General features: G+C 34.1%; 12 protein-coding genes. 8 read left to right on the forward strand and 4 right to left on the reverse strand.

Features of this window, described 5'->3' with window-relative positions:
• Window positions 1–9: 9 nt before the first annotated feature.
• The 5 genes from FA046_RS00445 (at window position 10) to FA046_RS00465 (ending at window position 6,040) form a co-directional block, all read left to right on the forward strand.
• A complete protein-coding gene (locus tag FA046_RS00445) occupies window positions 10–699 on the forward strand; it encodes an SIMPL domain-containing protein (RefSeq protein WP_136824394.1) in 690 nt (229 codons plus the stop codon).
• A gap of 73 nt (window positions 700–772) precedes the next feature.
• On the forward strand, window positions 773–1,825 hold the full coding sequence (locus tag FA046_RS00450) for a hypothetical protein (RefSeq protein WP_136824395.1): 1,053 nt from the start codon (window positions 773–775) through the stop codon (window positions 1,823–1,825).
• 120 nt (window positions 1,826–1,945) lie between these two features.
• On the forward strand, window positions 1,946–2,407 hold the full coding sequence (locus FA046_RS00455) for a DUF4112 domain-containing protein (RefSeq protein ID WP_136824396.1): 462 nt from the start codon (window positions 1,946–1,948) through the stop codon (window positions 2,405–2,407).
• A gap of 287 nt (window positions 2,408–2,694) precedes the next feature.
• Window positions 2,695–3,795, forward strand: a complete 1,101-nt coding sequence (locus FA046_RS00460) for an alginate lyase family protein (protein ID WP_136824397.1) — start codon at window positions 2,695–2,697, stop codon at window positions 3,793–3,795.
• Window positions 3,796–3,838: 43 nt separating this feature from the next.
• Complete coding sequence (locus FA046_RS00465; RefSeq protein ID WP_169303273.1) at window positions 3,839–6,040, forward strand: glycoside hydrolase family 52 protein; 2,202 nt, start codon at window positions 3,839–3,841, stop codon at window positions 6,038–6,040.
• A 195-nt stretch (window positions 6,041–6,235) separates the two neighbouring features.
• On the opposite strand, the gene FA046_RS00470 is transcribed toward FA046_RS00465, so the two are convergent.
• Together FA046_RS00470 and FA046_RS00475 are read right to left on the reverse strand one after the other, a co-directional pair.
• The gene (locus FA046_RS00470; RefSeq protein WP_136824399.1) at window positions 6,236–7,063 is read right to left on the reverse strand and encodes a sugar phosphate isomerase/epimerase family protein; all 828 of its coding nucleotides are present in this window, start codon (window positions 7,061–7,063) and stop codon (window positions 6,236–6,238) included.
• 6 nt (window positions 7,064–7,069) lie between these two features.
• Window positions 7,070–7,942 carry an AraC family transcriptional regulator gene (locus tag FA046_RS00475; protein ID WP_136824400.1) on the reverse strand — a complete coding sequence of 291 codons (873 nt, stop codon included), beginning with the start codon at window positions 7,940–7,942 and terminating at the stop codon, window positions 7,070–7,072.
• Between the two features lie 164 nt (window positions 7,943–8,106).
• Here FA046_RS00475 and FA046_RS00480 point away from each other — a divergent pair, with 164 nt between their 5' ends.
• The 3 genes from FA046_RS00480 (at window position 8,107) to FA046_RS00490 (ending at window position 11,300) form a co-directional block, all read left to right on the forward strand.
• On the forward strand, window positions 8,107–9,318 hold the full coding sequence (locus tag FA046_RS00480; protein ID WP_136824401.1) for an MFS transporter: 1,212 nt from the start codon (window positions 8,107–8,109) through the stop codon (window positions 9,316–9,318).
• Between the two features lie 5 nt (window positions 9,319–9,323).
• Entirely contained in the window at window positions 9,324–10,142 is an 819-nt protein-coding gene (locus tag FA046_RS00485; RefSeq protein WP_136824402.1) for a phytanoyl-CoA dioxygenase family protein, read from the forward strand.
• A gap of 99 nt (window positions 10,143–10,241) precedes the next feature.
• Window positions 10,242–11,300: a LacI family DNA-binding transcriptional regulator gene (locus FA046_RS00490; protein ID WP_205943582.1), complete on the forward strand. Its 1,059-nt coding sequence runs from the start codon at window positions 10,242–10,244 to the stop codon at window positions 11,298–11,300.
• 79 nt (window positions 11,301–11,379) lie between these two features.
• On the opposite strand, the gene FA046_RS00495 is transcribed toward FA046_RS00490, so the two are convergent.
• Together FA046_RS00495 and FA046_RS00500 are read right to left on the reverse strand one after the other, a co-directional pair.
• The gene (locus tag FA046_RS00495; RefSeq protein ID WP_136824404.1) at window positions 11,380–12,558 is read right to left on the reverse strand and encodes a glycoside hydrolase family 88 protein; all 1,179 of its coding nucleotides are present in this window, start codon (window positions 12,556–12,558) and stop codon (window positions 11,380–11,382) included.
• Window positions 12,559–12,580: 22 nt separating this feature from the next.
• Entirely contained in the window at window positions 12,581–13,225 is a 645-nt protein-coding gene (locus FA046_RS00500; protein ID WP_205943583.1) for a hypothetical protein, read from the reverse strand.
• Window positions 13,226–13,238 lie beyond the last annotated feature (13 nt).

A 13,238-nucleotide genomic window follows, 5' to 3' on the forward strand; every position in this document is an offset into this window, starting at 1 on the left:
TAAAAAATTATGAAACGTATTATATTAACTACCCTAATTGCCTTAACCACCTTAGCTGGTTTTACTCAAAACATAGATACCCGTAAAAAAATTGAAGTCAACGGAAATGCCGAAATTGAAGTTACTCCAGATGAAATTTACGTTGGTATATCTTTAAAAGAGTACCTTAAAGACACCAGAAAGAAAATTACCATTGAAGAATTAGAAAGACAATTACAAACTGCAACTATTAAAGCAGGCATTGCATCAGAAGATTTTATGATTAACAATGTAAGTGGCTATACCAATTATTGGGAAAAGAAAAAAGACCCCCAGTTTTTGGCCTCAAAACAATACACTATCAAAGTAAAAGACCTCAACAAGCTGAATGATATTTTTGCATCAGTAGATCCAAAAGGCGTTGCTTATACTAATATTGAGCGTTATGCTTATTCTAAACAAGAAGAATTAAAAAAGGATTTAAAAATTAAAGCTTTAAAAGACGCAAAAACTAAGGCCACTTACCTTACCGAAGCTATTGGCGAAAAACTAGGTGGAGCTTTAGAAATATCTGAAACAGGAAGCGAAAGCTACCCACAACCTTATTACCGCAATACCATGGCCATGAAAACAGAAATGGCAGATGCGGCAATGCCCGAAATTGATTTCAAAAAAATAAAATTGACTGCATTAGTAAGAGCAGTTTTTGAGATTAAATAATTAGAATTTTAAAATCCCTAAAAAGCTTCCATAAGGAGGCTTTTTTTATGCCCTTTAAACCTTAGATTTGAATATGGCAAGCATCCCCGAAAGAAATGATGTTCCTTCTAAAAAAAAGATCTTCTATCCAATACAAGATCCGTTAAAACAATACTTATTAAAGTATGATAGGGAAATGAAAATCCCGGTTCAATATTCAGACATGCTACGGTTTAATCTTTCTACTCCCCTTTTAGATAAAAATGGGAAAGACACGCTTTGGCAAACTGTTTATTATGACGAGTCGGAGATGACTGAACTTTACTCGGGTTTAAAGTTTATTTACGCTTTAATGCAGGCTTCTGGAAGGTTAGAAGTAATGGACCATCTTTCGGTTTCCCGAATAGATTATTGCTCTTTTGGTAATTCTAAACCATTTAGGGTACGTATCATCAACCGCCTAAACGATAATTACGATCATTTTTATGTGAAACGAGCAGATGCTTCTCGGGTTTACGGTTTAGAACTGGAGCATATTTTATCGCCTAACCGAATCAATTATTTAACCGATGATGATACTTTAATAGAAGAGCATATTCCGGGTTTGCCAGGCGATGTTTTTGTAAATGAGTATACCAATGATAATGTAAAATTTAATCAAACCCGTATCAGCAAAGAGTTTGTAAAATTTAATGAGCGTTGTTTTGTACGCCTTTTGGGCGATATGCGCTCTTACAATTTTGTGGTAGATATTACGCCTGATATTGAAGGCAACCAGTACCGCATTAGAGCCATAGATTTTGACCAACAATCTTATGAAGGCAAGCTGCGTTTATACATGCCTCAGTATTTTAAAGAAAACAATAAATTGGTTTTATTAGGAATAGAAACCATTAATGAAAAATCTGCTAAACAATACCAGCAAGAAGAAAGAAGTATTATTAGTCACCGCATTAAATTGGGGCGCTACCGCTTAAAAGATTTGTTTCATGCTTCTTTAACAGATGAGCTAGCACCAATAGAAAAAACGCTGGCTTTAGGCAAAGAACTTGCAGCTTACCATAAAAACAGTCATTTCCTTAACATTACCCACATGGGAAAAATGGTAAACGCCCATATTTATGCCTGCATGGACAAAAAAGGGTAATCAATTTTATGCTTTTGGGAAGAGGTTTTAGGTTCCATTGTAGCATAATACTTAAAACTTAAAAACCTAATACTTACCACTCCGCTACTGATTAGGTACGCAAATTGTAGTGCTAAAATTATGGAAAGCACTCAAACAGATACCCGTTTAAAATACGTTGCAAAAATCAGCAAATTGTTAGATAGTCAATTTGAAATTGGCGGTTTCAAATTTGGGATTGATCCTATTTTAAACTTTATTCCTTTTGCCGGGGATGGCGCTACTACTTTGGTTTCTCTTGCTTTGGTTTACACCATGAATAAGCATGGAGCCAGCAACAAAATTGTGGTAAAAATGTTGGGTAATGTTTTGATAGATTTCATTTTAGGTGCTATTCCTTTATTAGGATGGATTTTCGATTTCTACTTTAAAGCCAACGATAGAAACTTAAAACTATTAAATGAGCATTATTCAGAAGGTAAACATACCGGCAGTGCCAAAGGATTATTAACCGGAATTCTTATTGCTTTTATTGTGGTGATGATAATTGCTTTTTGGGCCATTTGGAGTATTAGTTCTTGGTTGTTTGGATTGGTGTTTTAAAACCAAAATAAATAAAATTTTAACCACGGAGGACGCGGAGATCACAGAGCTAATTGATTGAAATCTATAAAAAGCGCTATTTTGAGGATTTGAAGCCTATGAATTCCTTTATTGATTGATCTGGATTAAAACTTTAAAAATTGACCTAAAACAAGTGAAATTTTACTTTTACTATCATTTAATATGATAAAAAATAAAATTTCACTATCATTGAACATAAAACCTAAATCTTGAGTTTGCCGCCAAAAGCAACTAAAAATAGTTAGAAATTAAGATCGCTTAATGTTATGAATAAAAAGAAAGTTTGTTTAATCCTATTTTTTGGTCTTTTATCGTGTACGTTAACGGTAGTTAAAGGGCAGCATTTAAGTTTAAATACAGCGGAACTAAAAAAATTAACTAGCTTAATTAAATCTGATAAAAGCGCCCAAAAAGAATTCCTTTTATTAGAAAAACAAGCAAAAATTGCGCTTCAACAAAAACCTTTACCCATAGAAATCATCATATCTGAAGGGCATTTAGCAAATGATCCTAAAAAAATTAAAACCTTAAAATCTCTTGCCGATTTAAAGAAAATTTACGCTTTAGCTTACACTTATAAGTTAACCAATAGTGAAGAATATTTAACCAAATGCATTCAATACATTTTGGCATGGGCTAAAACAAATAAAGCAATAGCCAACCCCATAAACAACTCCAAATTAGACCCATTATTTGAGGCTTATGATTTAATTAAGGAAGAAATTAAACCATCAGACAAAAAAATAATTGACCATTGGTTTACACAAATTGCAGCTATTGAAATTGCAACAGAACGACTAACACCTTTCAATAAAATATCTTACAATAACTGGAATTCACATAAGATTAAAATTGTGGCAAATATTGCTTACCTACTAAACGATAAAAAATACCAGCTATTTGTAGATACCAGTTTAAAAAAACAAATAGCTATGAATTTGTATGCAGACGGTTCTGGTGCTGATTTTAAAGAACGTGATGCCCTGCATTATCACTATTATACTTTAGAGCCTCTATTAACAACTGCTATTACAATTAAGAGGGCCACAGGCTTTAATTATTATTCTTTCATTTCAACTTCTGGTTCTTCTATTGAAAAATCTGTCGCTTTTTTAGCTCCTTATGCTACTGGCGAAAAAACACATGCTGAGTTTGTAAATAGCCAAGTTCCGTTTGATAGAAAAAGAGCTCAAAGTAAAGAATCTGATTATATTATAGGAGCTAACTTTAATCCTAAAAAGGCAATGGATGTTTTTATATCCGCAGCATATTTTAACCCCAAATACTTAAGTATTGTAAATAAGTTAGCCGAAAAACCTGGCTCCTACGCTAATTGGCAATGTGTTTTAAATGCGGTTAAAAACTAATTCTTATCTCTAATACAAAAACCCAATAAATAAAATGATTGTTATGAAATTAAAAAAAGTACTCTTTACCCTATTTTTGGCGGCTTTTGCTTTCACTACGCAGGCACAAAGTTTTAGAGTAGAAAACAGTTTACCCATTACCCAATTAACAGATACTACAAATTTCTCGCTCTTAAATTCTCGTTTAGGAAGCCGCTTTACTTTTTCATTATTAAATGAGAAACAAAGTATCCAAACTGGGAGCTTAGGTTTTGATATGGATGAGCAAACTGGCTTATTAATTAGTTTAGAAGTTCAGAAAAAAACATATTGTTTTAGAACCACTCCCCTTCCAAGAAACACGAAATATTTTAACAACCAACAATTAAGGTTTGGGCCCTCTTCTATGGAATTAAGTGGTCAAACTGATGAAGGCATGGATGTCCGCTTTACTTTAATTTCTTCTTTCACCAAATCAAAAACATTAGAAGACAGTTCGGCAATTAAGGTTCAAATTTTTCCGGGATATTATTTTTTAGTAAACATTAGCAATAACAGCAATGTAAAACAAGAAGGTAAACTTAAAATAGCATTGGCTAAAACTCCTGTAAAAAGTTTCAATTTTATGAGTTTAGAACCTATGAAACCTGATAATAATGAACAACAGGTTTACTTTAGGGATAATGCAAATTTAAATGGGAAAACGATATTAGCCGCTGCTAAAACCAAAGCCAACGGAACATTTAATGACCATGGTTTTGGTGGCTTGGTTTATAACTTTAATATCAACCCAAAGGATAAAAAAGAGTTTTCTCAAATTTACACCACTTATAACGACAGTACGGTTATTCCAGATAAGCGGGTGAATCAATCTCTTAGATTTTATTATACAAAATACTGGAAAAACGTAGAGGAAGTATTAAAATATGCACAAGAAAATTTTGATAAAAACATAGCTTTAACTCAAGATTTTGAAGATACTTTAATGAAAAGTGGCCTTACGCCAAAAGAAAAGTGGGTGTTGGCCTTAGCCTTTCATACCGATTTAGCAAACACCTATTTTTTGTTGGATGAAAATAACCAACCAAGGTTTTATGTTTCTGAAGGTCGGTTTAAACATTTAAGTACAGTTGATGTAGCTCATGAAACCGAAGTAAATGCAATTTTTTCTCCATGGCGATTGAAACTTCAATTGGCACAGTGGACAAATTATATTGCCCGAGCGGAAGTTACCGTACCTGCAAACGCAATTCAAAACAAGCCTGCTTACCAGCAAGGAATGACTTCTGCTGAATATGGCCCTTATCTTTATCATGATGTTGGCGATTTACCTTTTGTAAGCGAAACTGCAAATTATAACTACGGTCCTCATATGGCGGTGGAAGAAAACACCTCTTTTGTATTGTTGCTTTACTGGTACTGGAAAATAAGCAACGATGATGAATTTGTAAAATCGATGTTAGGAACGGTAGATGAATTATTACAATCTGTAATTAATAGAGATACAAATGAAAATGGCATTGCTGATATGGCTTATGGATGGACCACTTATGATGCCAACGAAGCCCTTAAATTATCTCCTGATAATACCTTTTTAGGTGCAAAGCAATTTGGCGCTTATGTTGTAGCTGCCGAAATGTTAAGAGCATTAGCAAATAAAGATAAAACTAAAGTAATTGATGCCACCAAAGCAGGTGTGGTAGATGGTGAAGGCGCTGGATTCAAAAAATTAGGCACCGAGGTAAACAATGAGAAATTAAGAAACAAACAAGCCGATAAATATGAAACCGAGGCTAAAACTATTCTTGCAACTTTAGAAAAAGCGCAACTTAAATATGGTTTTATCCCTGTGAGTTTAGATGAAAAATTCCCTAAATGGAATCAGCGTTCGGTAGTGATTGGCGAAGGTTTATTTTTACCCGGCTTAGCAGGATCAAAAGCCCCTTTATTGAAACAACTAGCAACAGTGTTAAAGAAAGATTATGCCGCTACTTATGCTAAAAGCATGACAGATTATGGCATAAAACTAACTACTGATGAAGGCACCACTTGGTTTAGCAAAACCATTGTTGCTGATGTGGTGGCTTCTCAGTGGTATGGAATTAATCATACTTCTGCAGGATATATTTATGAGTGGAATAAGAACAGTCCGTATGCTTATAATGATGGTTTACTGAAAGAAAATGACGTTTGGATTGGCTATTGGTACCCAAGAGGAATTTCGGCACTTGGATATTGGATGTTAAAAAATGCTGAGAAAAAATAAGCTTCGGCTGATTACTGATTTCAAAAAAGCTGAGTAGAATTGAAAAATCATTCTGTTTGTTATCACTAGAGTTTGATTGGTTTAGCAGCGTTAACGATTGAAGCGGCATCCTTTATCCCCTTTTCGGGGATAAAGATATAGCGGAAAGCGTGTTAAAACGCACAAATTATTATCTAAAGATGATTTGACACCTTCCTATTTAACCATCATCATCTGATACCTCTTTTTTAAAAGGTTTTTCATAAAAAGATTAACATCCCATAAGGAACTGACTGGCTCTTGTGTAAATGGCAACTGCTGCATGTATGGAAAAGGGCCAAATTCACAAGTGATGGTTACTGCATCAGATTTTTTCTCCATATGATTTTGGATAATTGCATCCCACCAAACTAAATGAAAATCTAAAGCTTCTTTCCATTCTGGTGCTTCGGGATTATTTACTTGTGGGCCACCCGGGTAGCCTACTCGGCAATGAAAATGATCTGTCCGTTGGATTGCTTTATTTATAATTTCTTGCTGATCTTGTAAGTAAGATTCGGCCACACAACACCAATGAGAAAAATCGGCAGTGAGCCTTAAATTTGGAAATTTATCTATATAAATCTCTGTAGAGGAAGTGCAAAAACTGAATTTCCCGCGGTGTGTTTCATGCACAATGGCTACTCCTGTTTCCTTACTAATTCGCTCTGCAACTTCAATAAGCTGGCTGTTTTGAGCTTTAGTAAAAAAATCTTTACCGGTTTGCGCATTAATAAATATAGGTTCTGCGGCTGCTAAAGCATATAATCTGGTTTCATATTGCTGTAAATGATCTATAAAATTGGCTGTTGTGGTCTCAAAATGTTGCCCAATCCATTCTAATTCATAAGTTTTTAACAGCGTGAACATTTCTTCTCTTTCATCAGCATCTGCAGATAAATTAGCTTCAATTCCGTTATAACCGGCTGCCTTCACTTGCCGTAAAAAATCAGTCCAGGTTAAATGTCTGTTTCCCCATCTTGGTGCATAAAATTTAATTTCCATTTTTGTTTAATTAGGGTTTATATATTGCATTTGATAATGTTTTGGGGTGAGCCCTGTCATTCTTTTAAACATACGGTTAAAATAAGAAGGGTTATTAAACCCAGATGCAAAAGCAATTTCAGAAATATTCAAATCGCCTTTAAGCAATAATTTAGCAGCATTTCCTAATCGAATATCATTCATAAAATCTTTAAATGTTTTACCTGTTTTCTTCTTAAAATACCTGCAAAACGCAGCTGTATTCATGTTGCAACGGGCTGCAATATCCTTTACACTTAAATCATTCATGTAATTATCTAATACATAATCATAAACGGCATCAATCTTTTCAATATCATTACTTTTATATTGATGCGCATAACCAATACTACATAAAAAGCTATACTGTTTTTGCGCTGCAATGGTGAGCAAAATATCGGTTAAACCTATAATTTTCTGACTTTCATCCATCATCAAAAAATTCGTCAATTTCTTTTGCAGTGATACATTGGTTTGTCCGGTGATGAAAATTCCTCGGGTAGCATCCTGAATTAAATCTAAAACCGGTTTCATTGGTGGGATTTTTAAAAATTCATTTCCGGCAAAATCCTGATTAAATCTAATGATGATGGCCTCGGCACCATTACTTTCTAAACTTTGGTAATAGGTACTACTATTTCTCCAGTAATGAGGTAATCTAGAGCCTAAAAGGATAATCTCGCCGGGTTTAAACTCAGAAATATGATCTCCTATAAATTTTGTGCCCTCGCTTTTCAAAATGAAGGTTAATTCTAACTCTTCATGAAAATGCCATGGATTAGAGAAATATTTAACCGCCTCTCTTCTTGCATCTATATGAAATTTGCTGTAAGCAGGTACTTTAAGGTGAAGCGGTTTCATAGCACAATAATTAGAAAATATATTCTAAATATAACCATTAAGGCAAAATTTGTACTATAAATAGCCAATTAGGAGTTAAAACCTCGCTCATTTTTGCTTTAGCTTCGTTAAACCCAATAACCTAAGCGAATGGGAATGATGATTTCATTCTCTGGAATAAAATTATGAAGATATCTTACGGATGGAAAATTTGCATCCTACTTTTTTTTAGTACCACCATCAATTATTTAGACAGGCATGTGCTGAGTATTCTAGCGCCTGAGTTACAAAACTTATACAACTGGAGCGAGGTAGAGTACAGTTATATTGTTACTGCATTTCAAGTATCTTATGGTTTGGGCGTGGTATTTACTGGGAAACTGTTAGATAAATTTGGGACTAAATGGATATTTGCCATTGCTGTTACTTTATGGAGTGCGGCTGGTATGGCTCATGCTTTTGGCCGAAGTGCCTTAAGTTTTAGTGTAGCCAGGTTTGGTTTAGGAGTAGGCGAATCTGTGAATTTTCCGGCTAGTGTAAAAACAGTGGCCGAATTATTTCCTGCCTCGCAACGGGCATTTGCTACTGGTTTTTTCAATTCGGGTTCTAATATTGGGGCAATTATCGCTCCGCTGCTTATCCCTTTTATCGCTTTCAATTATGGCTGGCAATGGGCTTTTATTTTAACTGGAGCTTTAGGTTTTATTTGGGTGATATTTTGGCTACTTATTTACAAAAAACCTACGCCAGAAGTGGCCATTTCTACCCCTGCCATTACTTTAAAAAAGAGTTGGAAACAGGTGGTTTTTAAAAAAGAAACACTTACCATTTGTTTGGTAAGATTTATATCTGACCCAACTTGGTGGTTTTTACTTTACTGGCTTCCAAAATTTTTAAATGAAACTAAAGCAGTAAGTACATCATCATTAGGCTGGCCTTTAATTGTGGTGTATTTAATGGCTGATGCCGGAAGTATTGCCGGTGGCACTTACTCGTCTTACCTTATTAAAAAAGGAAAAGGGATTTATCCATCAAGAAAATTAGCATTGTTGGTTTGCGCTATTCTTGCCCTTCTTCTTTCCGCGGTTGGTTTTACAGATCAACTTTGGACTGCCGTTATTCTTATTGGTTTGGGTGCGGCGGCCCATTGCGGTTGGACAGCTAATATTTTTGCCCTAATTACAGACATCTTCCCTAAAGAAGAAGTAGGCACCGTAATGGGTGTAGCCACTTTATCAGCGGTAAGCGGAGGAATAGTTTTATCACTCCTCACCGGAAGAATATTAGAATTTACCGGCGGCTACAGTAGCATTTTTATAATGGTTGGCTGTACTTACATCATCGGTTACTTTATACTCACTCGCTTAATTCCAGAAATAAAAACAACTCAAGCATAAAAAACATGGATTACAAAAAATTAAACCTTTTAGACAAAATCAAATTTGATAGGGATGGCTATTTGCTTGTAAAAGCAATGTTGAATAAAGATGAAGTGAGCAAGCTGCATGAAATTGCAATAAATGACAAAGTAATTAGCGATAAATCTTATGATCGTGGGGATGCAAATGGCTTAAGAACTAAATTGGCTTTATGGTATTCTTTAGGTGATGATGCTTATAGTTTATTAGCCAGAAGCGAGCGAATTGTAAATGGAGTGAATTTATTATTAGAGGGAGAATCGGCTCATTTTCATTCTAAATTGATGCAAAAAGAACCCAAAGTTGGTGGTGCTTGGGAATGGCACCAAGATTATGGTTATTGGTATAGAGACGGATTTTTGTTTCCTCAAATGCTAAGCGTACTTACGGCCTTAACTCCTTCTACTAAAGAAAACGGCTGTTTACAAGTCATTAAAGGTTCTCATTTAATGGGCCGAATAGACCACGGATTTAGTGGCGAACAGGTTGGCGCTAGTCAAGAAAGAGTGGATGAAGCTATTAAAAGATCTGAATTATTGTATGTAGAAATGGAAGCTGGCGACACCTTGTTTTTTCATAGCAATACCCTACACCGTTCTGATGCTAATAACAGCGATGCTCCTAGATGGTCTTTAATATCAGCATATAACTTAATTACTAATAAGCCTTATAAAGGCGATAATACCTCTTCTACCACGCCTATTGAAGTAGTTAAAGATGATGTCTTGCTACAATCATCAAGCGAAGGCATTAAAGAAGATGCTAATTTCTTATTAAAAAAACCAGATAAAATAATTATTTGAAATGAAAGGCTAAGAAGTTCTGTTACAGTATTTACTAAATTTTAAGATTTTTTTTATCAGTTAGTTTAATACTTTTACACCGTTAATATTACGATACTGATGAAGAAAAATATTCTAACAGGTGTAAAAGAAATAGCTAGAAGAGCAAACGTTTCTATAGGCACTGTTGACAGAGTAATTCATAACAGAACTGGCGTTTCTGAAACCACTAAAAGCAACATTTTAGCGATTATGAAAGAACTGGATTACCAGCCTAACATACTAGCAAGAAGACTTGCATCAAAAAAGTTGCTCAAATTTGCGACTTTGATTCCCTCCATGTCTAAAGAAACTGAATTTTGGAAAGCGCCATTAAAAGGAATTGAACAAGCAGAATCGGAGATTAAACAATACGGCATTGAAATTGAAAAATACTTTTATGATCAAAATGATAAAAATTCTTTTGTAACGCAAAGTAAAAAGATATTGGAAACCGAAATTGATGGTTTATTGGTAGCGCCTATTTTTATTGAAGAATCTTTAGAGTTTGCTAAGTCTTGTAATCAATTAAAAATACCTCAAGTTTTTATTAACTCAGATATTCCTAATGAATCTAGGCTTTCTTACATCGGGCCTGATTTGTTTCAAAGTGGTTATTTAAGTGCCCGATTAACAAATTATGCGCTTCCAGAAAGCAGTAAAATTCTCATTATTAATATCTCTAAAGGAATTGACGCTTATCATCACCTTTTAGAAAAGGAAGAAGGATTTAGAGCTTATTTTAAAAATAATAAGAAAAATAACGAGATTATAAAAATAGACATCAAACAAACTGATTATGATTCTATTGCCATTAGAATTAGCGAAACACTTGCATTAAACCCTGATATAAAGGCGCTTTTTGTAACCAATTCCAGGGTGTTTTCTGTCGCACAATATTTAGAAAAATCTGGAATAAAAGATATTCTGTTGGTTGGTTATGACTTTTTAGAAAACAGTATCGAATATTTAGAAAAGGATATCATCGCTTTTCTTATTTGTCAGAAACCACAAGAGCAGGCTTATAAAGGCATCATGTCGCTTTATCAAAAACTGGTATTAAATACTGAGGTAGAAAACACCTATTATATGCCAATTGACATTATTACCAAAGAGAACTATAAATTTTATCGCAATTAACAATAGGTCATTGCTATTATAAAATCAAAAAACGGGATGACCTAAATATTAAGTCATCCCGTTTTTTATACCTAAAAATTTATTGGTTAGTCAATTTCTTGTACCTCAATAGTGCTTCTAAATAGTAATAATCTGCATAAACAATAGGCGTATTTACTTCAGAGTTTGCAGGTTTGTGCCCTACAGAATGCTTTAAAATAAAATTGTTATTCTCTTTTAATTTAGCAGTATATGCTGATGAAGATAAGCTTGCTAACATTTGCTCGGCAGTAGCAAAATAGGTGTCTTTATTTTTTTTGCTGTAAGTACTCATTTCTAAAAATGCCGAAGCAAATATGGCTGCCGCCGAAGCATCACGCTCTTCATTTGGAAGATTTGGTGCATCAAAATCCCAATAAGGAATTTTATCTTTTGGAAGATTTGGATGATTAATAATAAATTTCGCTATCCCTTCGGCTTGTTTTAAGTATTTTTTCTTTTTGGTTTCTCGGTACATTACGGTGTAACCGTACATGGCCCATGCTTGCCCTCTAGCCCAAGCTGATGAATCTGCCGCACCTTGATGGGTTTTCTTTCTAAAAACCTTTGTGCCCGGCTGGTAACAAACCACATGATAACTACTAAAATCATCCCTAAAATGATGCTTTAAAGTATTATCTGCATGGGTGATGGCAATTTTTCTTAAAGATTTATCTTTAGATTCTTTTGCAGCCCAAAATAAGAACTCTAGGTTCATCATGTTATCTATAATCACCGGATATTCGCAATCTTCATGTTTATCCCAAGATTTTATTAAACCATATTGAGGATTAAAACGGGTGGCTAAAGATTTTGCTCCGGTAAGCATAGGCTCTATATAATCTTTATTTTGCGTGAGGCGATAACCGTTTCCAAAAGGACAGTAAAGCATAAAACCCAAATCATGTGTGGTTTTATTAAACTTTTCCTTTTCTACCGCTTTTGTCCATTTATCAGCCGCTGTTTTCCATTTAGCCTCACCCGTAAATTCATAAATGTACCAAAGCGACCCGCCAAAAAAACCGCTGCACCACCATGCCGAATTTCTATTATCAGGATCTCCATTTTTTTTAGTGGATTGAGGAAACTTAGTAATATCAGGATGTGAGGCTAACATTCCTTCATATTGTTGTGCTGCAAATGTGAATTCCTTTTTCACATCTATCAAAGGTTTATTTTGACTAAAAACGCTCTGAAATAGAAACATGAGTAGAAATGGAATAATAATAATTTTCTTCATGATATGCTTTTGTTTTTTGGGTTTATTGATTTTTAATTATTTTAAATTCTTTCGGTATTTCGTTTAAAAATTTGTTCTTTTCGGTTTTTGAACTATAATTGAAAATTGTGTAAAACCGTCTTTTTTTTGAGTTCTCGTAGCTCAAAAGAATACTTAGATTTTCGAATTCTGATGGTCTATTTTCTCCTATTCTAGTTCTTTTATCACCCGTTGTCTCTTCAAACTCTTTATATTCAGCTTTTAATGTTAAAGTTTCAGCGGATTTAATGGGTTGAAGTCTATTTATTTTTTCAATTTTCATAAAATCCTGTCCGATCGAATAAAAATCCAATTCGGGATAAAAAGCTGTTAGATCCGAGTTGTTTCTTAATACAATTTTGAATTTCCATTTCAATTCAAAAATTCTAATAGCAGTTCGATCATCAACAAAACCGTCAGAAAAATCATTATTATTGCTTAACCACATTGGACTACTTATTCCTCCATCTGAAATAACTTCTATCGTTATTTCTGGTCTACTAAAATATTTTGATTTAAAATATGGTACTAGAGCTATTATAACAGTTACTATAATTCCAATAATCCACTCCATATGATTCCGTTTTGTCAATTCAGAATTAGCTAAATCTTTTTTGGCTTTTGCTAATACTGCGACACTAAAATGCAAATTTTATTGCTCA

The sequence above is a fragment of the Pedobacter cryophilus genome (genome assembly GCF_005116455.1).
Classification (GTDB): Bacteria; Bacteroidota; Bacteroidia; order Sphingobacteriales; family Sphingobacteriaceae; genus Pseudopedobacter; species Pseudopedobacter cryophilum.